Below are 22,907 nucleotides of genomic sequence, written 5' to 3'. Positions count from 1 at the left end.
GCCTGCCTCGTCGGTCTGCGTCCATGGAAATCACCGACCGGCCAGCGGCGCGCTCAACAGCCACTGCAGTCCCGTCCCCTGCTGCCCGGTCGGCGGTCGGAGCGAGGAGGTACCGGCGTAGGCCGGTCCCGCCACCCGTGCATCGAGCGCCGACGCGGGCGCCACCCGGCGCACTCCGGTGACCGAGTTCGCTGCGGTCGGCGAGTACTTCGATCCGCGCTGGTTGAACGGCGCCCCCTTGAGGCACTGGGCGGGGTACGCCGGCGGACCGTCGGTCAGGTCGTGCCCGCTGCGCCACTCCGAGGCCGGCTTGTACCCGGAGCCGGCACCAGTGCACGGCATGACGGTCTGGTCGAGCTGGAGGTTGACGTGACCCCAGCCGTCGCCCGGTGTGCCGGTGAACCCGGCGGCGATCGCCAGCGGGAAGTTCACCAACAGCGTCTCCACGCCGGGCAGGTGCGCGACGACGACCTGCGTGGCCGACACCATGTTGCTCAGCAGCACGGGCAGGCTCGGCGCCAGCTCCTGCAGCAGACCGTCGACCTCACGTACGGCGGGCGGTGCGTCGGTCAGTACGTCGCGCAGCGCACCATCGCTTCCGGCCAGAGCCTGGGTGAGCAGGTTGAGGTTCTTGCTGAAGGCTCGGATGTTGTCGCCGTTGCGACGCTGGGTCGCCAGGACGTCGCGCGCGCTGTGCAGCAGGGCGATCGTCTCGTCGGTGTGCGCCGTCGCCTCGTCGATCAGGATCGTGCCGCTGTCGAGCAGACGCTGCATGCTGTGCCCGGTGTCGCGGAAGAGGTTGCCGAGCTCGGCGACCACGGTTCCGAGGTTCTCCTTGTCGACGGAGTTGACGAGCGCGTCCAGGTCGACCAGCAGGTCGTCCTCGGCGACCGGGAGCGAGGAGGCGTCACCCCGGAAGGTGTGCCCCTCCGAGGCGTACGGCCCGTCAGCCGAGGCCGGCTCGAAGTCGAGGTACTGCTCCCCGACGGCAGAGAGGTTGTGCACGAACATCTGGGCGTCGGTAGGCAGCTTGGTGCCCTCCTTCAGGTCCAGATCGAGCTTCGCTCCATCGGTGCTGACCTCCATCTTGGAGACACGACCGATCTTGACGCCTCGGTAGGTGACCTCGCTGCCCTCGAAGAGACCGCCCGACTCCGGCAGCGTCGCGTGCACGGTGTAGCCCCGCCCGAGGATCCGGTCGACCAGGCCGAGGTAGTTGCCAGCGACATACACGATGCCGATCGCGCTGAGGATCACGAACGCGATCAGCCGGACCTTGATCCCCCGCGTCATGTCAGTCCCTCCCCGTAGAGATCGGTACTGCTCGAGCTGCTGACACCGGAGAGCATCGACTTCTGCAGGCGTCCGACACCACCAGTGCCGGTGATGCCACCGAGCAGGGAGCCCAGATCGGGCAGCAGCTGGATCACCCGGCAGACCGGATTGTTGCGCAGCGCCCCGGCGTTGCAGGCCCGCTTGAGCTTGGCGAACAGGTCGACGTCGCTGATGAACTTGCCGCAGGCCTTGCTGAAGAGGCTCCCGCTCTGCAGGCACTGCTGCAGGTCACTCAGCGTCTCCCCCGGGTTGATGATCGGGTCCTTGCCGATGAAGTTCTCCAGGTTGATGTCGAGCCGGATCTCCGCGTTGGCATAGTCGCCGAAGACGATGGTGCGCGCCTTGTCGGGGAAGGGGAAGCTCAGCAGCAGCGAGAGGCCGCGCGGCAGCGACTCCCCCGCCTCGTTGAGGCGGTAGAGGATCGGCCGGAGGTCGTCGAGCACGGCCAGCAGATCCGTCTTGCTGGCGCGAATCACCCGGGTGCCCACGCGTCCGAGCTCGTCGAGCGAGCGGAGCATCGTGACCAGGTTCTTCTGCTGGTCGGCCAGCACCTCGACGGCCGGGCCCATCGTGTCGAGTGCCGCCCCGATCACACCGCGCTCCTGGTTGAGCTTGGCGGTGAGCCGGTTGAGCGATTCGAGTGCGTGCACGATGTCGATCTTCTGGTCGTCGAGGATGCCGACCACGTTGTCGAGGGAACCGAGCAGGCTGCGCATCTTGTCCGTGCGGCCGTTCATCACCTCGTTGAGCTCGTGAGTGATGGTGCCGAGCTGCCCGACGCCGCCGCCGCTGAGCAGGAACGAGAGAGCGCCGAGCACCTCCTCGACCTCCGGGTTGCTCCCGGTGGCGCTGCGCGGGATCCGATCGCCGTCCTTCAACCTGCCGACCGGCGGCTCGGTCGGCTCGTCGAGTGCGACGTACTTCTCGCCGAGCAGGCTGGTCTGCCGGATCTCGGCGATGGTGTTCTGCGGAAGCTCGACGTCTTGGCGGATCTTCATCGTGATCCGGGCGTCCCAACCGACCCGCTCCACGTCGGTGACCGTGCCCACCGGCACGTCGTCGACCATGACCGGCGACTTCGGCACGACGTTCATCACGTCGTCGAAGTCGGCGGTGAGCTCGTAGGTGGGTCCGCTGACGCCGCCACCGGGCAGCGGCAGGTCCGCTGCGCCGTCGAAGTCGCAGGCGCCGACCCCGGTGAGCAGGGCGAGGGCCAGCCCGGTTCCGACCAGGCGGGAACTCCAGCTGCGGGCCATCATCGTGCTCCCACCAGGTCGTCGAGGCTGGTCGTGGTGCCGTCGCCCACCCGCACCCGCTGGCCGACCTCCTGGATCCTGGCCTCAGGCTTGCCGGGACCCGAGATCATGTCGGAGATGCCCTTGCCGAGCGGTTCGAGCAGCGCCTTGAAGAGCTGGCATGCCGTGTTCGCCAGCGCGCGCGGCATACCGGTCTGCTGGATCACGCCGCAGAGGAAGCCGTCGACGTCGGCCAGATTGCCCTTCACGCCGATCCGGGAGCCGATGGTGCCGGTCTCGGCGTCGAAGGCGATGTTGAGGTTCTGGAGGGCGACGGGGCCGGTGCGCAGGGCTCGCTCGATCGAGGCCCGCTCGGCGGAGAACGCCTTGGCGACCTTGGTCAGGCGCTTCACGTTGCCGGCCAGCTGCTTGCGGTTGTCGTGCACGAAACCACGCACCGTGCCGACCGCGCGGGCAACGGACGCCAGCGCCTGACTGAGCTCCTCACGCTCGTCGGCGAGATCCTTGCTCACTGTCGCCAGGTCGCCCAGGAACGCCGTCACGAGCTTGTCGTTGGCGGCCAGCACCGACGAAAACTCGGCAAGGTTCGAGACCGTCTCGAAGAGATCGCCGCTCCCGTTGGCGAAGGTCTCCGCGGCGGCCGAGAGGTCGTGCAGCATCTTGTTGCCCACCACACCCCGGCCATCGAGCGCCTTCGCGGCCCGTGTGAGCAGCGAGTTGAGCGTGCCCTCCTTGTTGACGCCGTTGGGACCCAGGGTTCTGGCCAGGTCCTGGAGGCCGGCGTAGATCCGGTCGAGCTCGACCGGAACCCCGGTCTTCTTGCGCACGATCTCGCCGCCGTCCTCCAGCTTCGGCCCGCCCTCGTACGCCGGCGTCAGCTGCACGAACCGGTCGGCGACCAACGTGGGGGTCACGATCACGGCCTGCGCGTCCGCCGGGACCGCGTACTTGCTGTCGTACTCCATCTCGACCCGCACCGAGTCGCCGTCCGGCACCACGTCGAGCACCTTGCCGACGGTCACCCCGAGGATCCGCACCTCGGACCCCGGGTAGATGCTCACTGCCCGCGGGAAGTGGGCGGTGACGGTCTTCTTCTCCTTGCCGTCGTCTCCGCCGACGACGAAGAAGGCGCCGAGCAGCAGCGCGAGCACGAGGCCGGCGCCGAGGATGCGGACGTTCAGGTTCCCGAAGCTCACGACTGCGTCACCTTCACGAACTCGCCGGTCGGCACGCCGAGCAGGTTGACGACGTAGGCGTCGAACCACGGCCCAGTGCCGATGATGTTGCCCAGGATGTCTGCGTAGGGCCCGTACGCGTTCAGCAGGGCGCGCAGCTGCTTGTCACGGTCGTTGAGGAAGGTCAGGGTCTTGTCGAGCTCCCGCAGCGCCGGGCCGATCTGCTCCTTGTTCTCGGCGGCGAGCGCGTGCAGCTCGTCGGCCATGGCGCGGGCGTTCACCAGCAGGCGGTGCACGGCTTGCTTGCGCTTGTGCAGCTCATCGAAGACCTGCGTACCGCTCTTCATCAACGAGACCAGGTCGTCACTGCGCTTGTTGAGCAGCTCGGTGACGCCCTTCGAGCTCTCCAACAGCGTCTGCAGCTCGGCATCGCGGCTGGCGATGGTCGAGGAGAGCCGCGAGATCCCGTCGAACGCCTTGCCGAGGGCCGGCTCCGACTCCTCGAGCGTGGAGCCCACCGTGTCGAGTGCGGTCTTGAGCTGCTCGACGTCGATCCGCTCGGTCGTGCTGGTGAGATCGCCGAGCACGCCCACGATGTCGTACGCCGACTCGGTGCGGTCGAGGGGGATGGTCGACTCCGCGGCCATCTGGCCGTCGCCGGCGGGTGTCAGGTTGAGGTACTTCTCCCCCAGCAGGTTCAGCACCTCGACCGACGCACGGCTCTCCTTGCCGAACTCCACGCCCGGCTTCACCTCGAAGGTGACCAGGACCCGGTCGCCCTTCAGCTCCAGGTCCTTGACCCGCCCCGAGCGCATCCCGCCTACGAGCACCATGTTTCCCTTGCGCAGACCGCTGGCGTCGCTGAACTCCGCCTGGTAGGTGCTGCCACGCAGGCCGGGGAACTTGCTGAGGTTCATGGCTGCGGCGATCACGAGCATCGCCACGACGATCGTGATCGCTCCGATCCGCAGGATCTGCGCGTCGCTGTACTTCCTCACAGGGAGCACCTCTTCGCGGTCGACTTGAGGCTGAAGCTGCTCAACAGCTTCTGGAGCTGGTCCAGGGCAGGGATCTCGGAGAGGATCGGCAGCTTGATGGAGCCGCCGACGCTGCAGAGGTAGTAGCTGTACCAGGAGCCGTAGGTTCCGGTCCGGACCTGGTCGGTCATCGCCTCGGGCAGGTTCTTCAGCAGCTCGTCGAGGATCGCCTGGTTCTGCGGCTGGTTGAGCGTGCGCGTCACCTTGCGGAGCAGCGCCACGTCGTCCTTGAGGAGCGGGCGGCCGCTCTTCAGCAGTGAGGCAACCTCCTCGGTCAGGCCCGAGATGTTCTCCAGGGAGTTGCCGATCACCTGCCGGTCATCGGCCAGGTCCTTCATCCACCCCTTCAGCTCGACCACCAACGTGGTGAGCTCGTCGGAGCGCTCGTTGACGGTATCGAGCGTCTGGGACAGGTTGGTGATCACCTCGCCGATGAGCTCGTCTCGGTCGGCGAGTGTCTGGGTGAGCGATCCGGCGTTCTCGAGCAGGCTGCGGACCGTGCCTCCCTCGCCCTGGAGCACCTGGACGAGATTCATCGACAAGTCGTTGACCTGATCCGGTTGGAGCGCGGTGAAGAGTGGCTGGAAGCCGTTGAACAGCACCGTGAGGTCCAGCGCCGGACTGGTCCTGATGTTCGGGATGGTGTCGCCTTCGTCGAGCGGCTCGGACCCGTCGGCGTCGAGTCCCTCCTCGAGCGCAAGGTAGCGATCGCCCACGAGGTTCTTGAAGCGCACCTCGGCCCGTGAGGCCTCGGTGAGCTTGACGTCGGCCTTCACCCGGAAGGTGACCAGCGCCTTGGAGCGCTGATAGTGCTCCACCTTCTTGACCTCGCCGACCGAGACGCCCGCGATCCGGACGTCGTCGCCCTTCTCCAGCATGCTGGCGTTGGAGAAGACGGCCTTGTACTCCTTGCCCGGCCCGAAGCCGACGTTGCCCATGATGGCTGCCAGCAGCCCGGTGACGAGCACCGACGTGAGGGTGAAGATGCCCAGCTTCACCGCGGATGCGGTGGTCTGGCTGTTGCGGCTCATCCGGCCACCTCCCGCTCCGGGCCCTTGACCAGCGGTCCGTAGAGCAGCGACGTCATCGCCGGCACCTCACTCATCGCGACGCCGGTACGGGCCGACAGGAGAGCACTGACGATCTGCTGCTCCGGACGGGTACCGGAGAAGCCGACGCCGAACGCCTGGCCGGTGAGGATGTTGAGCGGGCTGGTCTTGTCGATGCTCCGGTTGTCGCCGTCGTTCATCACGACCGTCGGGTACGGCACCTCGGGATAGGGCAGCCCGGCGCACCACGGACCGTGCCCGACATCGCCGTACTTCGGGCGGTCCTCGACCTTGTAGGGCTCCCGTTGCACCGCACCCAGCTCCACGTACTGCTTGACCCGCCCGCCGGCGAACATGTCGTTGAGGTTGTCGGTGTAGCGGTCCAGGCCCTTGAGCAGGCAGGGAAACTCCGGAGAGTACGTCGCCAACAGGCTGGTCACCTTCTCGGCGAGGTCGCCGACCCGGATCAGGTTCGCCTCGTTCTCGGCGAGCACAGACGTCGAGGTGCGCGCCAGGCCGGTCAGATCCGTGAACAGCGTCTCGAGGTCACTCTTGTGGTCGAGCACCGTCTCGCCGGTCACGGTCAGCTGGCGCAGGGTGGAGAGCAGATCGGGTGCGGCCAGGTCGTAGGTGTCGGCCACATCGGCCAGGAGCACCAGGTCGTCACGCAGCGCCGGAAGGTCCTGGTCGATCGCCGACAGGTAGCCGGAGAGCTTCTCCAAGGACGTGCCGATCTCCTCGCCCCGCCCGGCGAGGGCCGTCGCCAATGCGTTGAGTGTTGCCTGGAGGTCGGCCGGCCGGATCGAGCGGAGCAGCGGGAAGAGGTCGGCCAGGATGCGGCTCAGCTCCACGTTCGTCTCGACCCGCTCGGAGGGGATCACGTCCCCGTCCGCGATCGCCTTCCGCACCGGCGACTCCGGCGGCACCAGAGCGATGTACTTCTGGCCGAAGAGCGTGGTCGGCAGGATCTGGACCTCGATGTTCTCCGGGATCTTGCGCGCCGACTCCGGGTCGAGCCCGACCTTGATGGAGGCCTCCTTGCCATCCTGCTCGATGGCGCGGACCTGCCCTACGAGCACGCCGTTCATCCGGACGTCGCCGAACTTGGCCAGTTGCAGACCCGCGCGGTCGGCCTTGATGGTCACCATCGTGGTGCTCTCGAAGACCTTGCTGTAGACGGCGATGGAGAAGCCGATGAACCCGGCGATCAGGCTGAGGAAGAGCACTCCACAGATCAGCAGCCGCCGGTGCTCAGCGGCGTTCCCGTGGTGAAGGTTGATCAGCATCGGCTACCCCGTGATCCGCACGGTCGTGGTGGAGCCCCAGATCGCGAAGGTGAGGAAGAAGTCAGCGACGACGGTCCAGACGATCGAGGTACGGATCGCGCGTCCGACGGCCATGCCGACGCCGGCCGGACCGCCCGAGGCCGAGTAGCCGTAGTAGCAGTGGATCAGGATGATCGAGACCGCCAGGAAGAGCAGCTTGAAGAAGGACCAGAGCATGTCGATCGGCGGCAGGAACTGGATGAAGTAGTGGTCGTAGGTTCCTGCCGACTGCCCGTAGTAGAGCGTCGTGATCAGCCGCGGCGACAGGAACGCCGCGGAGAGCGCGACGATGTAGAGCGGGATCACCGCGATGAAGGCCGCGATCATCCGGGTGGTCACCAGGAACGGCAGGGACGGCACTCCCATGACCTCCAGGGCGTCGATCTCCTCCGAGATCCGCATCGCACCCAGTCGTGCCGTGTAGCCGCAGCCGACGGTGGCCGCCAGGGCGATCGAGGAGACCAGCGGCGCCACCTCTCGGGTGTTGAAGTACGCCGAGATGAACGCGGAGAACTTGGCCACGCCGATCTGGCTCAGCGAGGCATAGCCCTGGATGCCGACCTCGGTGCCAGCGAAGAAGGAGAGGAAGGCGATGACGCCGACCGATCCGGCGATGACCGAGAGGCCACCGGCGCCGAAGGTCACCTCCGCCAGCGTGTTGAGGATCTCTCGGCGGTAGCGCCGGATCGCGCGCGGGGTCCAGGCGAGCGCCTTCACGTAGAAGAGGAACTGGTCGCCGTACGACTCCAGGCTGTCGCGGCGACCTCGCACGAAGGAGGAGCCCATGGACGTAAGGAGAGACATCACACTCCCGGGGGCGGAACGATCTGGAAGTAGACCACGGTGATGACGGCGTTCATGAAGAACAGCAACATGAAGGCAATGATCACCGACTCGTTCACGGCGCGGCCGACGCCGCTGGGCCCGCCGCCCGCGTTGAGGCCCTTGTAGGCCCCGACGATGGCTGCCAGCCATCCGAAGATCACCGCTTTGACCATGGCGATGTAGAGGTCGGGAAGCGTGGCCAGGGCAGTGAACGACGAGAGGAACGCGCCCGCGGACCCACCTTGGATGATCACCGTGAAGAAGTAGCCACCGCCGATGCCCGCCGCGATGACCAGGCCGTTGATCATCAGCGCGACGAAGACCGTGGCGAGCACGCGCGGGGCGACCAGACGCTCGAGCGGGTCGATCCCGAGCACCTCCATGGCGTCGATCTCCTCCCGGATCTTCCGGGCGCCCAGGTCGGAGCAGATCGCCGATCCGGCCGCACCGGCGATGATCAGCGCAGCCGCGATGGGCGCTGCCTCCCGCACGACGGCGAGCACCGCGGTCGCGCCGGCGAACGACTGCGCCCCCAGCTGGCCGGTGAGGTTGCCGACCTGGAGCGAGATGACCGCGCCGAACGGGATGGAGACCAGGATCGTGGGGAGCAGTGTGACGCTGGTGATGAACCAGGCCTGCTCGATGAACTCGCGGGTCTGGAAGGGCCGGGTGAAGATCCGCTTCGTCACCTCGATGACCATGGCCGCGATCTCACCTGGTCCACGGATGACGGAGACCGCAGAGAAGCCCACGCCGGCTCACCTCCCTCGTCCCTCGTCGGCGTCGCCGTGAGCGTCTCGTCACACACGGCACGCATTATTAGAACGTGTTCTCGTTCCGTACGCAAGCATGTGGGTCGCTCGTCTTGCACAACGAGAGGCGTGGGCGAAGGTGACGCCGCGTGGATCCCTGCCGACCCGGCGCCGGAGCAGTCGCGGACCCGGTTAGCGGGTCGCCTCCAGCATCTGCCGCAGCTCCTTCTTGAGGTCGGAGACCTCGTCGCGGAGGCGGGCTGCCACCTCGAACTGCAGGTCTGCCGCGGCGGCGTGCATCTGGTCGGTGAGCTCCTGGACCAGTTGGGCCAGCTCGGCCGACGGGAGCCCGGCCGTGCCGTTGCCGGCCTCCTCCTTCATCCGGCTCAGACCGGGCACCGGCGCGACCTTCTTGCCCCCCTTGCCGCGTCCCCAGGTGGCGAGCAGCTCCTCGGTGGTCTCGTCCTCCCGGGCGAGCATGTCGGTGATGTCGGCGATCCGCTTGCGCAGCGGCTGCGGGTCGATGCCGCGCTCGGTGTTGTAGGCCTGCTGGAGCGCACGCCGGCGGTTGGTCTCGTCGATCGCCTCCTCCATCGACGGGGTGATCCTGTCGGCATACATGACCACCTGGCCGGAGACGTTGCGAGCCGCGCGACCGATCGTCTGGATCAACGACTTCGACGACCGTAGGAAGCCCTCCTTGTCGGCATCGAGGATCGCCACCAGCGACACCTCGGGCAGGTCGAGGCCCTCGCGAAGCAGGTTGATGCCGACCAGGACGTCGTACTCCCCCATCCGGAGCTCGCGGAGCAGCTCGATGCGGCGGAGGGTGTCGACCTCGGAGTGCAGGTACCGGGTGCGGATGCCGGCCTCGAGCAGGTAGTCGGTGAGGTCTTCGGACATCTTCTTGGTGAGCGTGGTGACGAGCACCCGCTCGTTGCGGTCGACACGCTGCCGGATCTCGTGGATCAGGTCGTCGATCTGACCCTTGGTCGGCCGGACGATGACCTCGGGGTCGATCAGCCCGGTCGGCCGGATGATCTGCTCGACGACGTCGGGCGGGCCGCCTCCGGCACTGACCCGGTCGAGCTCGTAGTCGCCCGGGGTGGCGGAGAGATAGATGGTCTGACCGATGCGCTCCAGGAACTCCTCCCACTTGAGTGGGCGGTTGTCCATCGCGCTGGGCAGCCGGAAGCCGTGCTCGACCAGGTTGCGCTTGCGCGACATGTCGCCCTCGTACATGCCGCCGATCTGTGGCACCGCGACGTGCGACTCGTCGACGACGAGCAGGAAGTCCTCCGGGAAGTAGTCGAGCAGACAGTTGGGGGCACTTCCCCGCTCCCGGCCGTCGATGTGCATCGAGTAGTTCTCGATGCCCGAGCAGGAGCCCACCTGTCGCATCATCTCGATGTCGTAGCTGGTGCGCATCCGCAGTCGCTGCGCCTCCAGCATCTTGCCCTGCCGCTCGAAGGTGGCCAGCTGATCGGCCAGCTCCGCCTCGATCCCGGCGATCGCCCTCTCCATCCGCTCGGGCCCGGCGACGTAGTGCGTGGCCGGGAAGACGTGCAGCTCGTCGTCTTCGGTCACGACCTCGCCGGTGATCGGATGCAGGGTCATCAGCCGCTCGATCTCGTCGCCGAAGAACTCGACCCGCACGGCGTGCTCCTCGTAGACCGGGAAGATCTCGAGCGTGTCGCCCCGCACCCGGAAGGTGCCCCGCGTGAAGCTCAGGTCGTTGCGCGTGTACTGGATGTCGACCAGCCGGCGGAGGACCGCATCGCGCTCGACCTCCTGCCCTACCTTGAGCTTGAGCATCCGGTCGACGTACTCCTGCGGGGTGCCCAGGCCGTAGATGCAGGAGACCGTCGACACGACGATGACGTCGCGCCGGGTCAACAGGGAGTTGGTCGCGGAGTGGCGCAGCCGCTCGACCTCCTCGTTGATCGAGGAGTCCTTCTCGATGTAGGTGTCGGTCTGGGGGACGTAGGCCTCGGGCTGGTAGTAGTCGTAGTAGCTGACGAAGTACTCGACCGCGTTGTGCGGGAAGAGCTGACGCAACTCGTTGGCGAACTGCGCGGCAAGCGTCTTGTTGGGCTGTAGCACCAGCATCGGCCGCTGCAACTGCTCGGCGACCCAGGCGACGGTCGCCGTCTTGCCAGTGCCGGTCGCTCCCAGCAGCACCACGTCGGAGACCCCGTCCTTGATCCGCCGGGAGATCTCGGCGATCGCCGCCGGCTGGTCGCCGGAGGGCTGGTAGTCGGAGATCACCTGGAAGGGTGCCACCCGGCGTTCGAGGTCGGTCACGGGACGCATGTGGTCAGCCTACGAGCAGGGTCCGACACGACATGCTTGGATTGACCCGTGCTCCGGAGTCTGCCCCTGCGAGAGCGGGTCTTCCCTCTCCTACGCCGCGTCCTCTTCACCGTCGTCGGCGCGCAGCTCTTCCTTGCCCTCACCCTGACGCTCGTCGACTCCTACCGGCGGCGCAACCGCAAGCCCAAGCCGTTCCCCACCGCTCCCCCCGCCAGCGCCGAGGTGGGCGGCGGCACGATCACGACCTACACCTTCGGTCAGGACCTGTACGACGACATGCTCGCCGCGATCGAGGGCGCCCGGCGGCAGGTGCTCCTGGAGACCTACATCTGGAAGGGCGACGAGGTCGGGGAGCGCTTCAAGAGCGCTCTCGTCGACGCTGCGGAGCGCGGGGTCGACGTGCACATCGTCTACGACTCGTTCGCCAACCTGGTGGTGAGCCCGCGGTTCAAGCGGTTCCCTCCCAGCCTCAAAGTGCTGCCCTACCCGGTCTACACCGCCGGACTCCGCTTCTTCGACCTCAGCCGCTACGGCCGCAACCACCGCAAGATCCTGGTCGTCGACGAAGAGGTCGCCTTCGTCGGCGGCTACAACATCGGGACGCCGTACGCCACCGAGTGGCGTGACACGCATGTGCGGATCACGGGTCCGGGCGTCTGGGACCTCAAGCGGGCCTTCGCCGACTTCTGGAACCTGAACCGCCGCAAGCGGTTCCGGCGCAGCGAGCGCCCGTTGCTGCTCGAGACGGCCTCGGAGTGGGAGCCTCGGATCCGGCTGCACCGCAACGTGCCGAGGCTGTGGATGTTCCCCATCCGCGGCATGTACCTCGAGGCGATCAACCGGGCCACTCGCAACATCTGGCTCACCCATGCCTACTTCATCCCCGACCAGGACTTCGTCGACGCTGTGGTCGCCGCGGCTCGCCGGGGTGTCGACGTACGCCTGCTGCTGCCACGCAAGTCCAACCATATCGTCGCCGACTGGCTCTCCCGCGGCTACTTCAGCCAGCTCCTCGACGCCGGCGTGCGGGTCTTCCGCTTCCGCGACGCGATGGTGCACGCCAAGACCGCCACCATCGACGGCAACTGGTCGACCGTCGGCACCGCCAACGTCGACCGCCTCTCGATGACGGGCAACTACGAGATCAACGTGGAGGTGATCGATCCCGGGATGGCTGCGGTGATGGAACGCATCTTCCAGATGGATCTCACCAACTGCGTCGAGCTGACCAGCGGCGAGTGGGAGTCCCGCGACATCTACCGCCGCTTCACCGAGTCGGTGCTGGCGCCGCTCCGCCCGCTCCTGTGAGCGCCCGAGCGAACCAGACAGCCCTGTGAGCGCCCGCGCGAAACCAGGCAGCCCGGTGAACAGCCGGGACGTCCTCCGGCCCGGCGGCCCCGGCTACCGGCTCCGTGGCCGGTCCGGGCGGACCCGGAAGGTCTGCAGCGCCGTGGCCAGCATCCGGTAGTGGCCGACCAGCATCACCAGCTCGATGCACCGACGCTCGTCGAGGTGCCCGGACATCAGCGCCCAGGTGTCGTCGGAGAGATCCTGCTCCGTCAGCAGCTCGTCGGTGACGCGGAGCAGCATCGCGTCGCGCTCCGGCCAGGGGTACTCCGCCTCACCGGTGAGATCGCGCAACGCCGCCAGCTCCGCCTGCGAGAGGCCGGCACGAGCGCCCATCCCGGCGTGCTGCGTCCACTCGTACTCCGAGCCGGCACTGGCCGCGACCCGCAGGATCACCAGTTCGGTCTCGCGGCGCGGGAGCCGGCCTCCCGGCATCAGCCGACCGGCGAAGTGCAGCCATCCCCAGAAGAGCCGCCGGTTCCGGCCCAGGGTCAGGAAGACGCCGGGCGGCTCGCTCCGGGCCACCCGGCCGGCGGCCCGCGAGAAGGCCCAGACGAAGGGGCCGACCTGACGCAGTCGACCGGGCGCGATCCGGGGCTCAGCCGAGGTCACTGCAGCGACCTCCGACGGCCCCGCTCCACGTCGGGCAGCACCTTGTTGGCGCCGTAGTTGAAGACCCGCATCGCCAGGTCGTAGCCGGGAGGGAAGTAGCGCTGCAGCAGGTGCGCGAGTCGGATGTCGAGCGAGGTGTAGACCCAGTACCGGTTCCGGCGCACCCCACGCCAGAGCGCAGCGGCCGCTTGCTCCGGGGTCACCGCCCGCTTCTTGAAGTGGGCGCGCGCCCGCTCGAAGGAGCGCGAGGACTTGTCCACTCCGGCGATGTCGAGCGTGTCGGTGAGTCCGGTGTCGACACCGCCCGGGCAGACCAGGCTGACGCCGATCCTGTAGCGACGCAGGTCGAAGCGGAGCACCTCCGAGACCCCGCGCAGGCCGAACTTGCTGGCCGAGTAGGCAGCATGCCAGGGCATCCCGATGATGCCGGCGGCCGAGGAGACGTTGACCACGTGACCGCCCCGACCTGCCTCGATCATCGGCGGCACGAGCTCTTCGATCACGTGGATCGGGCCCATCAGGTTGACGTCGACCAGACGCTGCCACTGCTCGGGCTCCAACGAGCGCACGGTTCCCCAGGTCGAGATGCCGGCAACGTTGGCGACCACGTCCATAGCGCCGTACGCCCCGGTGAGCTCGGTCGCCAGGGCGGCGACCGCGGCGTGGTCGCTGACGTCGCACGGGCGCACCAGCCCGACGCGGCCCCCGAGCTCACGGACGGCCGCCGCCGTCTCCTCCAAGGGGGCTGCGTTGCGGTCGGTCAGGTGCAGCACGGCCCCCTCCCGAGCTGCCTGGAGCGCGGTCGCGCGCCCGATACCGCTTGCCGCTCCGGTCACGAAGACGTGCTTCCCGGAGAGGTCCTTCACACCTCGGCGCCCGAACACGGGCATCACTCCTTGCTCGTAAGACAGGTTGGGGAGGGCGCGCGGCACGCGCCTCTCAGCGAGACAGGGCCGGCGGCGCGTGGTTCGCACCACGCCACGGAGCGCCCGGACCACACTGGCCCGAGAGGTTCGGGCTCCCGCGGTCTACATGGGTCGGGTTGCGGCGCGTGGTGCCGTAGTCGCACACCTTCTGGCCGTTGAAGTTGGCGGTCACGTTCATGTAGCCGCCGCGCATCACGCTCGCGAACCGGCCGATGCCGTAGGGCACCGTCTGCAACGTCGCCTGCAGGCCCGGCGCATGGGTAGCCAGGAGCAGCCCGAGGCCGTTCACCTCGGTGAGGAACGCCGGCAGCCTGCGGTCGACGTCGTCCACGAGCGTGTTGAAGTACTTCAGGTCCCCGGGCACCTGCGTGAGCAGGGTGCGAACCCGCGGGTCCCAGTCGACGTACCAGGTGCCGATCCGCGCCGCGGCGGCTGCGAAGTCGATCAACGTCGCCCGGTTGTCCACGAAGATCTGGAGGGTGGTGCGACCGTTGCGGAGCACTCGTTCCATCGTGGGCAGGTTCGTGTCGATCGTCTCGAGCAGATCCTCGGTGTTGGCGACGAGCTCGTGCAGATCGTCCGCGCTGCCGGCGAAGGCGACATTGACCTCGTGCAGCACGGTGCGCACCTTGTCCGGATCCACCTGCCGCAGGGCCGCCTGCAGTCCGGAGACCATCTTGGCGATCGACACCGGGAGGTCCTCCGCCGTGGCACTCACCCGGTCGCCGTCGGCCAGGTAGGGCCCGTCCGACGTCTTCGGGCGGAAGTCGACGTACTGCTCCCCCACCGGCGACAGGCTGCGGACCTTCGCCTCGGAGTCGCGGGGTACGTCGGTACCCGGGTCGAGCCGGACCGTGACGTCGATCCCCTCCCCCTTCTTGCTGAGCTCGATCTTGGTGACTCGACCCACCTCGACCCCGCGGTACGTCGCCGCCGACCCCTCGAAGAGCCCCCCGGTGCGCGGCATGGAGACCGTGATCTCCGGCCGCTCCCGCCCGATCGGCGCCTTGAGGATCCAACCGAGGATCAGCGCCACGCAGAGGAAGAAGACACCCGCCAGGATGACCGCGCCGATGATGAGCTTGCGCAGCGACGCCTGGGCTGCCGCCTTGTTCTTCATCGCTTGCTCCCCTCCACGCGATTGGCCGTGAGCGCTTCCGCCGACATGGTCAGCACCAGCATCAGGTTGAGGTAGTCCGTGGGCACCGCGTTGTCGAGCGCCGGGGCCAGCTTCGTCACGTTGAGGAGCGCGGTCTTCGCCTCCGCCTTGCTCCCCACGATCCCGGCAACCACCGGTGCGAGCTCCTTGAGGGTCCGGGTGAGGTCGGAGCGCGTCGCCTTCACCAGCGAGTCGACGGTCGCGCTCATGTCGGTGATCCGGGTGAGCAGCTTCGTGACATCGGGCGAGTTCCGGGCCAGAACCTTGGCCGCAGGGGCAGCGATCTCGATCGCCTCGTTGATCTCCTTCTCCCGCTGGTTGAGCAGCTTGCTGGTCGTGCCCAGTGCACGAAGCAGGCCATCGAGATCCTCTCGCCCGTCGTTGAGGCTTGCCAGCAGCGCGTTGGTGCTGTGCAGGAACTCCTTCACCGTGCCGGTCCGGCCGTCCAGGGAGTCGTTGATCTCGCTGATGATCGTCTTGATCTGGCTGAGCGAACCGCCGTTGATCAGCAGCGATGCTGCCGCGAGGCCGTCCTCCACGGTGGGTGCACTCCGGGTGTCGCCCACGGGGATGGTGGTGCCAGGCTTGATCCGCTCCGGGCCGTCCCCGCGGAGCACCTCGACGAAGAGCTCACCGAGCGCCGTGGTCGGCCGCAGCCGGAAGACCGTCCCCTTCGGCAGCGGCGTCTTCCCGTCGATCACCAGGGTGACCTTCGCCTGGAAGTTCTCGGTCGAGACGTCCTTGACCTTGCCGACCTTGGCGCCGTCGATCTTGACGATGGCGCCGTCGGCGAGGTTGAGCGCGTCCGGGAAGAAGACGGTCAGCTCGTAGCCGTCCTCGATCCCACTGCGGGTCGGGATGTTCTCGGCGTTGAGCGCCGAGCATCCGGTCAGGGCAAGTGCCAGCGCGATCACGCCCGCGAGGCTCGTCCAGATCCGCTTCATCGTCCACCTCCGCCAAGGAGAGCCCGGATGATCTCCATCAGGTCCATGTCGGGTCCGAGCGCGTCGCACAGGCCGGCCGGCAGCATCTTGCAGAGACCGTCGATCACGCCGGCTCCCGGCAGCAGCTTGAGGAACGGGAGCTTGACGTCGAGCCGACCCTGGCCGTTGATCGCGCGGCCGAGGTTCTCCATCGCAACCGGCATCACCCGCAGGCCCTCGGAGAGGGACTTCTCGTGTTTGCGGATCCGCTTGGAGAGATCCTCGACCCGGGTCGCTGTGCCGCCCAGCTTCTTCTCGTTGCGCTTGACGAAGACACCGAGCAGCCGGATGGTCTCGGCAATGCTCTCGGTGGCGTCGGTGAGGTTCTGCTTCTCCTGGTCGACCAACGCGGTGGCCTGGGCGACGTTCGAGATGAACCGGCGAGCCACCTGCTGGTTGTCGGCGATCTCCTTCGTCAGCACGTCGAGGTTGTCGAGCGCGTTGACGAAGGCGTCGCGATGCTCGGCGAAGACGCCCGTGCCGGTGACCAGGTTCGTGATGGTCTCGCGCACGACCGAGCCGTTGCCGTCGAACAGCTCCGCCGTCCGGTCGATCAGGCGCTTGATCGGCTTGCCGTTCTTGCCGGTGCCGTTCAGCCCGTCGGCCAGGGTGTCGATCGCACCGAGCACCTCGTCCCACTCCACCGGCGTACGGGTGCGCTCCGCAGCGATGACCGTGTTGTCCTTCATCGTCGGGCCCTCGGTCCAGGCCGGCGTCAGCTCGACGTACCGGTCGGTGGCCAGGGAGCGGGAGACGATGACCGCACCGGCGTCCTGGGGGACCTTCACATCGGCGTCGACCTCGAGGGTGACCTCCACGTGGTCGCCCTTCGGCTCGATCGCCGTGACCTCGCCGACCGGGACCCCGAGCACGCCGACGTCGTTGCCGATGAAGAGACCCGAGGAGTCCTCGAGCTCGACCTTGATGGTGAGCGGGTCGTCGCCGATCAGGCCGCAGCCTGCCGTGCCGACGACCGGCAGGAGGAGGCACGTAGCCACCAGGCCGGTGACTCTCCGGCTGAAGGGAGTCCTCATCGGCAGTTCCCTTCTTGGATGCAGCGCAGGCCGTCGGGCGTCATCTCGGGCATGTACTGGTCGAGCCACGAGCCGGCGCCGGTGGCGTTCGCCAGGTAGCGCGCGGTGGGGCCGAGCATGTCAGCGACCTGGCCCAGCGTCTTGTGGTTGCGAGTCAGCAGGTCGATGGTGGCGTTGAGGCTGTCGAGCATCGGGCCGACCTTGCCGCGGTTCTGCTTGAAGAGGGTCGTGAGCTCCTGGCCGAGTGAGCGCAGGTCGACGAGCATCTCGTGGAGATCCTGGCGCCGGGACAGCAGAGCGGTCAGCAGCACGTTCGACTGACGCATCAGGCCGGTGATGTCGTCGGTGTTGCCGGCCAACTGGTCGCTGAAGCTGCTGGTGGAGTCGAGGAGCGTGCCGATCTCCTCCGACCGCCGAGCCAGGACCTTCGAGAGCGAGGAGATCCCCTCCAGCGCAGGCAGGAACTCCTCGCTGGTGGCGCTCATCGTGCGGGCGACCTCGTTGAGCGCCTTGCTGATGGTGTCCACATCGAGTCGCTGCGACAGGTCGCCGGTCTCGTTGATCACGTCCTGCAGGTTGAAGGGCACACGCGTCTGGGCGAGCGGGACGGTCTGGCTCTTGAGCTCACCACCTCCTTGCGGCGAGACCAGCAGGAAGTGGGTGCCGAGCAGGGTGGCGACCTTGACCTCGACCGTGGTGTCGCGACCGAGGTCGATCGACTTGTCCACGGTGAACTGGACCTTCACGTGCTTGCCGTCCAGCTCGATCTTCTGCACCTCGCCGACGCCCACGCCCGCCACCTGGACCTCCTCCCCGACCCGGAGCCCGGCGGTGTGCTCGAGCTCTGCGGTGTAGGTCTCCTTCCCGAACGGGAAGGTGGAGGTCGCCGCGATCAGCCCGGCGAGCAGCGCCACGACGGCGAGGCCGATCAGCCCGATCCGCCGGTATCCCTGGGGGGTCTTCGCGAGTTTCACTTGCACGCCTCCGAGTGGGGTCCGTCGGGCCGGCCGATCCACAAGGGCCTCTCCCCGATCAGCTTGATGCCGAAGGAGCAGTTGTAGACCTGCAGGTGGCTGCCGTAGGACATCGAGCGCACGAAGGCGCCCGTCATCAGTGGCAGCACGTCGAAGGACTTGGTGATGATCGGGGAGCCGCGCCGGATCGTGTCGCCGAGCGCCCGGATCTGGGCGATGCTCTCGGAGACCGAGGGACGCAGGTCGCTGATCAGCTCCGTGGTCGCGTCGAGGTTGTTGCGGATGCCACTGAGTGCACCGAAGAACTCGCCGCTGCCCTCGTTGAGCCCGGCGACGAGCTTGCGCAGCTCCGTCAGGGCGGTGTCGAACTCGTCGGAGTTGCTGGCCAGGTTCTCCACGACCGGGGTCAGGTTGGTGACCACCTCGTCGAAGACCTCGTCACGGTCGGCGAGGAAGGAGGTGAGGTCGGCGGTCTGCGACAGCAGGGACTCCACGCTTCCGGACTCGCCCTGCAGCACCGCCACGATGTTCTCGGCGAGCAGGTTCATGTCGCGGGGCGAGAGCACGTTGAAGAGCGGCTCGAAGCCGTTCAGCAGCGCGGTGAGGTCGAACCCGGGGCTGGTCTGCTCCAGGGTCATCGTGTCCCCGTCCTTGAGCCGCTTGCCCGTCTCCTTGTCGGGCGTCAGCGCAAGGTACTTCTGGCCGAGGAGGTTCTGATAGCGCATGGTCACGTGCGTGGTGTTGGTGATCTGCTGGTCCGACTGCACCTTCATCGTCACCCGCGCGAGGTGGTTGTCCTTCACCTCGATGCCCTCGACCCGGCCGACCTTCACACCGGAGATGCGGATGTCGTCGCCCTGGCGCAGGCCGCTGATGTTGGTGAAGTCCGCGTAGAGCGTGTGCTGCTTGCCACCCACGTCGTTGGTCATGGTGTTGAACAACGCGATGAAGAGAAGCACCGCGATGAGGGCGAAGATGCCGAACTTGACGGCGATCGCCTTGACGCCCTTCTCCATGTCAGCACCCCTTCCCGCGGAGACCGGCATACGTCGGGCAGTCGCCCGGTCCGTAGTTGGGCTCGTCCCGAAGGCGGATGTTGGCGTCGATCCGCATGTAGGGACCGAAGCTGAGCGCCGGCAGCGCGCCCGTGGCGAGTGCCGTGACGGCCCGGAAGGTCCGTGGTACGTCGGCCCGTGCGACGTACAGGGCGCTCACCACGCGGCGGATGTAGGGGATGCCCTCGCGCAGCGCCTTGTCGTTCTTCTTCACGACGCCCTTCAGGCCGTCGCTGGCCGAGCTGAAGCCGCTCAGCACCTCCTGGAACGCCTTCTCCTTGTCGATCAGGGTGCGGCTGACCGAGACCAGGCCGCGCAGCGCGGTGAACATGTTGGGCGTCATCTGGCTGATCGTGGTCGCGGTGACGGTCGCCAGCCTCAGGTCCTGGCGGATCAGCGGCATGAGCGGCTCGATCCGCTGCACCGCACGGTTGGCGGTCTCGATCATCTCGCCGATGTCGTCGCCACGACCGTCGAGAGTGCTGGCGAAGGTCTCGAGCGCCGTGGCCAGCTCGGCCGGGCCGAGGGCGTCGACCAGGGCCTGCGTCTCCTCCAGCAGGTCGCCGAGCTCGATCGTGGTGGACGAGGTGTCCTGGTGCAGCACCGTCTTGGCCGTCACGTGGCCCTCGGCTCGCTCCGGCCGGAGCAGCTCGACGTACGCCGCCCCGAAGATGCTGATGGGCAGCACCCGCACCGTCACGTTGGCGGGGACACGATCGACGCGCTCGGGGTCCATGTCGAGCTGCAGCTCGATCCCCTTCTCGGCCGGATCGATGGAGCGCACCTTGCCGACCACCACGCCGTCGAGCTTGACCTCTGCCCCGACCTCGAGCGCGCCACCAGCGCTGTCGAGCTTCGCGACGACGGGAACCCGATCGTCGAACTTGCCGAACGAGTAGGCGAGGAGGAGGCCGATCAGCCCCAGGAAGACCACCAGGATCACGCCGGCCCGCACGGCCTGCGTCTGCTTCGATGCCTGCCCGCTCATCAGCCGGCCACCCGGAAGCCGGGATCCGAGCCCCAGAAGGCCAGGGTCATGATCATGTCGCAGAGGACGACCGAGACGATGCTGGCCCGGATCGCCCGGCCGGTCGCCTCGCCCACGCCCTGGGGTCCGCTGCCGGCGCGGTATCCGTACCAGCAGTGGATCAGGGCGACCACCAGGGAGAAGACGAGGATCTTCACCACGGAGTAGAAGATGTCGCGCGCGTCGATGAACGAGTAGAAGTAGTGCTCGTAGGTGCCGCGTGACTGGTCGAAGAGCACGACCACCGAGAGCTCCGAGGCCGCGTAGGCACCCAGCAGGCCGATCAAGTAGAGCGGCAGGATCGCGAACATCGCGGCGAGCACCCGCGTGGACACGAGGTAGCGCATCGGCTCCACCGCCATCACCTCGAGTGCGTCGATCTCCTCCGAGATCCGCATCGAGCCGATCTGCGCGGTGAAGCGGCAGCCGACCTGGCCGCCAAGCGCCAGCGCGGCGACGAGCGGGGCCAGCTCACGGGTGTTGACGCCGGCGGAGACGAAGCCGGTGAGGGGCGCCAGCCCCAGCAGCTCCAGGCCGTTGAATCCCTCGATGCCGAGCGAGGTGCCGGCGGAGAGGGAGAGCAGGATCATCACGCCGACCGTGCCGCCGCCGACCAGGAGTGCCCCGGTCCCCCAGCTGATGTCGGCGAGCTGGCGCAGCACCTCCTTGTAGTAGCGCTGCAGCGTGAAGCGCGCTCCGGTGAACGTGGTCCAGGAGAACCACGCGAAGTCGCCGAACCTGACCAGGGTGTCCTGGAGTCCGCTGGTTGCCTTCGCCATACCCCGCCTCCTACGCGATCCTCGTCGGGGCCAACATGACGTAGGCCTGGGTGAGCGCGACGTTGACCACCGCCAGCGAGATCACGCTGATGACGACGGACTCGTTCACCGCGTCGGCGACGCCCTTGGGGCCACCGCTGGCGGTGAGTCCCTTGTGACAGGCGACGATCGTGGCGATGAAGCCGAAGATCACTGCCTTGAAGCTCGCCAGGAAGAGATCCGTCGGCTGCGCGAAGGAGACGAACGCGCCGATGTAGGTGCCTGAGCTCACCGCTCCACCGCCGACATTGAGCGTGTAGCCGGTGATGATCGACGTAGCGGCCACCACCACGTTGAGGAAGAAGGCCACGACCAGCGCGGCGACGATGCGGGGCGCGACGAGGCGCTGCACCGGGTTGATGCCCATCACCTTGAGAGCGTCGACCTCCTCGCGGATGGTGCGCGCGCCGAGGTCGGAGGTGATGGCGGCTCCGACCGCACCGGCGATCATGATCGAGGTGACCAGCGGTGCACCCTGCCGGAGCACGCCGATGCCGTTGACCGCACCGGAGAAGGACTGGGCGCCGATCTGCCCCGCGACGCCACCGATCTGGATCGACACGATGATCCCGAACGGGATGGCGACCAGGATCGTGGGAAGCACGGAGACGCGGCTCATGAACCAGGCTTGGAGCAGGAACTCCGACCAGGAGAACCGCCTGGAGATGATGTCTCGTACGGCGATCGTCACGGCCTCGATGGCCAGGACGATCATCGCGCCTGCGGTCTCCAATGCCGTCCGACCCCGTCCGACCAGATCACTCGTGATCCGAGCCGGAAGGCTGGACGACAGGCCACCGCTCACCTGTGACGCCATGGGTTCTCGCTTCCCCTCATCGTGCGGGCACCTCGGGTAACGCGCGTCGTAAACGTTGGTTACGTTTGGCGACGCACAGGGCACTCTGCCATACACGTGACCGCTGTCACGGTCATCTTGAGAACGAAGATCAGCGCGGTAGGTGATGCCGCGGCGCCATCCGGGGCCCGCGCCGCGGTCGGCGACCGCCGGCCAGGGCCAGCAGCACCGTGACCCGGCGGCGATGACCGCGCCACGGCTCCAGGAGCCGCTCCAGGCCCGCGTCGTCGACGGGCGCGCCCGTGAGCGCCCAGCCGACGTCCTTCGCAACGTGGTAGTCGCCGAAGCTCACCGCATCGGGGTCGCCGAGTGCGCGAGCCCGGGTCTCGGCACTGGTCCAGACACCCAGCCCGGGCAACGAGCGGAGCGCCGCGTCCAGGGCCGCCGAGCCGCGCACCTGGGCCTGCTCCAAGCGGCTCGCGACGCGGGCCGCCGTCACGGCGCTGCGGGAGCGCGCCGGGTCGACGGGCAGACGCAGCCACTCCCAGCTGGGGATGCGGGCGACCACCTCCGGAGGAGGCGGGCACCACAGGTCGTGACCGGCTCCGGCTCCCGGTGCCGGCGTCCCGTAGCGCCGGACCAGGCGCCGGTAGCCGGCGAACGCCTCCTGACCGGTCACCTTCTGCTCCAGGATCGCCGGCAGGAGTGCGTCGAAGACCAGGCCGGTGCGCCCCATCCGCCAGTGCGGATGCGCGCGCAGAGCCTCCTCGATCATCCGGTGCCCCGGCTCGAAGCCCGACCAGTCGTCGTCGGCGCCCAGAAGCGCGGGCATCTGCTCCAGCAGCCACGCGGCGCCGGGCCCCCAGGCCGTGCCCCGTACCGTCCCCTCGCCGCGGCGGGGCTCGATCCTCAGCGTGCCGGGGCCCTCGGGCGAGAGGGCGCTGCGCCAGTGCGACCCGTCCGGAGCGACGGCGTACGTCGGATCGCCGGCGCCACGCCGTAGCGGTGCCAGCACCGGGCCTACCGGAACCGGCCGGCCGGGCGTCCAACTGCGCTCGAGGGCAGGAGACGGCACGGACACCGGGCCAGCGTAGTGGCGCTCCGATGCG

General features: G+C 67.9%; 21 protein-coding genes. 1 reads left to right on the top strand and 20 read right to left on the bottom strand.

What is annotated here, in order from left to right; all coding sequences use genetic code 11:
• Positions 1–30: 30 nt before the first annotated feature.
• The 9 genes from DNK54_RS03175 to uvrB form a co-directional block, all read right to left on the bottom strand.
• Positions 31–1,293, bottom strand: a complete 1,263-nt coding sequence (locus DNK54_RS03175) for an MlaD family protein (RefSeq protein WP_110205467.1) — start codon at positions 1,291–1,293, stop codon at positions 31–33.
• Entirely contained in the window at positions 1,290–2,591 is a 1,302-nt protein-coding gene (locus tag DNK54_RS03170) for an MCE family protein (RefSeq protein WP_110205466.1), read from the bottom strand. The genes DNK54_RS03175 and DNK54_RS03170 overlap by 4 nt, the downstream gene beginning before the upstream one ends.
• Positions 2,591–3,787, bottom strand: coding sequence for an MCE family protein (locus tag DNK54_RS03165; protein WP_162602288.1), 1,197 nt, complete (start codon positions 3,785–3,787; stop codon positions 2,591–2,593). The genes DNK54_RS03170 and DNK54_RS03165 overlap by 1 nt, the downstream gene beginning before the upstream one ends.
• Positions 3,784–4,764, bottom strand: a complete 981-nt coding sequence (locus tag DNK54_RS03160) for an MCE family protein (protein ID WP_110205464.1) — start codon at positions 4,762–4,764, stop codon at positions 3,784–3,786. Before DNK54_RS03160 ends, DNK54_RS03165 begins: the two co-directional genes overlap by 4 nt.
• On the bottom strand, positions 4,761–5,834 hold the full coding sequence (locus tag DNK54_RS03155; RefSeq protein WP_110205463.1) for an MCE family protein: 1,074 nt from the start codon (positions 5,832–5,834) through the stop codon (positions 4,761–4,763). The genes DNK54_RS03160 and DNK54_RS03155 overlap by 4 nt, the downstream gene beginning before the upstream one ends.
• Positions 5,831–7,138, bottom strand: coding sequence for an MCE family protein (locus DNK54_RS03150; protein WP_110205462.1), 1,308 nt, complete (start codon positions 7,136–7,138; stop codon positions 5,831–5,833). Before DNK54_RS03150 ends, DNK54_RS03155 begins: the two co-directional genes overlap by 4 nt.
• Positions 7,139–7,141: 3 nt before the next feature.
• Positions 7,142–7,981, bottom strand: a complete 840-nt coding sequence (locus tag DNK54_RS03145; protein WP_110205461.1) for an MlaE family ABC transporter permease — start codon at positions 7,979–7,981, stop codon at positions 7,142–7,144.
• Positions 7,981–8,754 carry an MlaE family ABC transporter permease gene (locus DNK54_RS03140; RefSeq protein ID WP_476739112.1) on the bottom strand — a complete coding sequence of 258 codons (774 nt, stop codon included), beginning with the start codon at positions 8,752–8,754 and terminating at the stop codon, positions 7,981–7,983. The genes DNK54_RS03145 and DNK54_RS03140 overlap by 1 nt, the downstream gene beginning before the upstream one ends.
• A gap of 192 nt (positions 8,755–8,946) precedes the next feature.
• On the bottom strand, positions 8,947–11,067 hold the full coding sequence (gene uvrB, locus DNK54_RS03135) for an excinuclease ABC subunit UvrB (RefSeq protein WP_110205460.1): 2,121 nt from the start codon (positions 11,065–11,067) through the stop codon (positions 8,947–8,949).
• A 48-nt stretch (positions 11,068–11,115) separates the two neighbouring features.
• Here uvrB and DNK54_RS03130 point away from each other — a divergent pair, with 48 nt between their 5' ends.
• The gene (locus DNK54_RS03130) at positions 11,116–12,375 is read left to right on the top strand and encodes a phospholipase D-like domain-containing protein (protein ID WP_204164391.1); all 1,260 of its coding nucleotides are present in this window, start codon (positions 11,116–11,118) and stop codon (positions 12,373–12,375) included.
• Positions 12,376–12,468: 93 nt separating this feature from the next.
• On the opposite strand, the gene DNK54_RS03125 is transcribed toward DNK54_RS03130, so the two are convergent.
• From DNK54_RS03125 to DNK54_RS03075, 11 genes are all read right to left on the bottom strand, one after another.
• Complete coding sequence (locus DNK54_RS03125) at positions 12,469–13,026, bottom strand: carboxymuconolactone decarboxylase family protein (RefSeq protein ID WP_110205459.1); 558 nt, start codon at positions 13,024–13,026, stop codon at positions 12,469–12,471.
• Positions 13,023–13,910: an SDR family oxidoreductase gene (locus tag DNK54_RS03120; RefSeq protein WP_239459884.1), complete on the bottom strand. Its 888-nt coding sequence runs from the start codon at positions 13,908–13,910 to the stop codon at positions 13,023–13,025. The genes DNK54_RS03125 and DNK54_RS03120 overlap by 4 nt, the downstream gene beginning before the upstream one ends.
• Before the next feature lie 55 nt (positions 13,911–13,965).
• Complete coding sequence (locus DNK54_RS03115; protein ID WP_110205457.1) at positions 13,966–15,072, bottom strand: MlaD family protein; 1,107 nt, start codon at positions 15,070–15,072, stop codon at positions 13,966–13,968.
• Positions 15,069–16,055 carry an MCE family protein gene (locus tag DNK54_RS03110; RefSeq protein ID WP_110205456.1) on the bottom strand — a complete coding sequence of 329 codons (987 nt, stop codon included), beginning with the start codon at positions 16,053–16,055 and terminating at the stop codon, positions 15,069–15,071. The genes DNK54_RS03115 and DNK54_RS03110 overlap by 4 nt, the downstream gene beginning before the upstream one ends.
• The gene (locus DNK54_RS03105) at positions 16,052–17,128 is read right to left on the bottom strand and encodes an MCE family protein (RefSeq protein ID WP_110205455.1); all 1,077 of its coding nucleotides are present in this window, start codon (positions 17,126–17,128) and stop codon (positions 16,052–16,054) included. The genes DNK54_RS03110 and DNK54_RS03105 overlap by 4 nt, the downstream gene beginning before the upstream one ends.
• Positions 17,125–18,102 carry an MCE family protein gene (locus DNK54_RS03100; RefSeq protein ID WP_162602287.1) on the bottom strand — a complete coding sequence of 326 codons (978 nt, stop codon included), beginning with the start codon at positions 18,100–18,102 and terminating at the stop codon, positions 17,125–17,127. Before DNK54_RS03100 ends, DNK54_RS03105 begins: the two co-directional genes overlap by 4 nt.
• Positions 18,099–19,118 carry an MlaD family protein gene (locus DNK54_RS03095; RefSeq protein WP_162602286.1) on the bottom strand — a complete coding sequence of 340 codons (1,020 nt, stop codon included), beginning with the start codon at positions 19,116–19,118 and terminating at the stop codon, positions 18,099–18,101. Before DNK54_RS03095 ends, DNK54_RS03100 begins: the two co-directional genes overlap by 4 nt.
• Before the next feature lies 1 nt (position 19,119).
• Entirely contained in the window at positions 19,120–20,145 is a 1,026-nt protein-coding gene (locus DNK54_RS03090; RefSeq protein ID WP_110205452.1) for an MCE family protein, read from the bottom strand.
• Positions 20,145–20,963, bottom strand: coding sequence for an MlaE family ABC transporter permease (locus DNK54_RS03085; RefSeq protein ID WP_110205451.1), 819 nt, complete (start codon positions 20,961–20,963; stop codon positions 20,145–20,147). The genes DNK54_RS03090 and DNK54_RS03085 overlap by 1 nt, the downstream gene beginning before the upstream one ends.
• A 10-nt stretch (positions 20,964–20,973) precedes the next feature.
• A complete protein-coding gene (locus DNK54_RS03080; protein WP_110205450.1) occupies positions 20,974–21,819 on the bottom strand; it encodes an MlaE family ABC transporter permease in 846 nt (281 codons plus the stop codon).
• 130 nt (positions 21,820–21,949) lie between these two features.
• Entirely contained in the window at positions 21,950–22,879 is a 930-nt protein-coding gene (locus DNK54_RS03075) for a DNA-3-methyladenine glycosylase family protein (RefSeq protein ID WP_239459883.1), read from the bottom strand.
• Positions 22,880–22,907 lie beyond the last annotated feature (28 nt).

Source organism: Nocardioides daejeonensis (genome assembly GCF_003194585.1).
Taxonomy (GTDB): Bacteria; Actinomycetota; Actinomycetes; order Propionibacteriales; family Nocardioidaceae; genus Nocardioides; species Nocardioides daejeonensis.
The sequence above is the reverse complement of the archived record's forward strand: the minus strand, read 5'-3'. Positions and strand labels throughout refer to the sequence as shown.

What these genes read in the sequence shown, in the direction of transcription:
- DNK54_RS03115 (WP_110205457.1), bottom strand. Translation starts at nt 15,072, where the DNA reads ATGAAGAACAAGGCGGCAGCCCAGGCGTCGCTGCGCAAGCTCATCATC.
- DNK54_RS03110 (WP_110205456.1), bottom strand. Translation starts at nt 16,055, where the DNA reads ATGAAGCGGATCTGGACGAGCCTCGCGGGCGTGATCGCGCTGGCACTT.
- DNK54_RS03090 (WP_110205452.1), bottom strand. Translation starts at nt 20,145, where the DNA reads ATGAGCGGGCAGGCATCGAAGCAGACGCAGGCCGTGCGGGCCGGCGTG.
- DNK54_RS03105 (WP_110205455.1), bottom strand. Translation starts at nt 17,128, where the DNA reads ATGAGGACTCCCTTCAGCCGGAGAGTCACCGGCCTGGTGGCTACGTGC.
- uvrB (WP_110205460.1), bottom strand. Translation starts at nt 11,067, where the DNA reads ATGCGTCCCGTGACCGACCTCGAACGCCGGGTGGCACCCTTCCAGGTG.
- DNK54_RS03085 (WP_110205451.1), bottom strand. Translation starts at nt 20,963, where the DNA reads ATGGCGAAGGCAACCAGCGGACTCCAGGACACCCTGGTCAGGTTCGGC.
- DNK54_RS03150 (WP_110205462.1), bottom strand. Translation starts at nt 7,138, where the DNA reads ATGCTGATCAACCTTCACCACGGGAACGCCGCTGAGCACCGGCGGCTG.
- DNK54_RS03080 (WP_110205450.1), bottom strand. Translation starts at nt 21,819, where the DNA reads ATGGCGTCACAGGTGAGCGGTGGCCTGTCGTCCAGCCTTCCGGCTCGG.
- DNK54_RS03175 (WP_110205467.1), bottom strand. Translation starts at nt 1,293, where the DNA reads ATGACGCGGGGGATCAAGGTCCGGCTGATCGCGTTCGTGATCCTCAGC.
- DNK54_RS03155 (WP_110205463.1), bottom strand. Translation starts at nt 5,834, where the DNA reads ATGAGCCGCAACAGCCAGACCACCGCATCCGCGGTGAAGCTGGGCATC.
- DNK54_RS03095 (WP_162602286.1), bottom strand. Translation starts at nt 19,118, where the DNA reads ATGGAGAAGGGCGTCAAGGCGATCGCCGTCAAGTTCGGCATCTTCGCC.
- DNK54_RS03145 (WP_110205461.1), bottom strand. Translation starts at nt 7,981, where the DNA reads ATGTCTCTCCTTACGTCCATGGGCTCCTCCTTCGTGCGAGGTCGCCGC.
- DNK54_RS03170 (WP_110205466.1), bottom strand. Translation starts at nt 2,591, where the DNA reads ATGGCCCGCAGCTGGAGTTCCCGCCTGGTCGGAACCGGGCTGGCCCTC.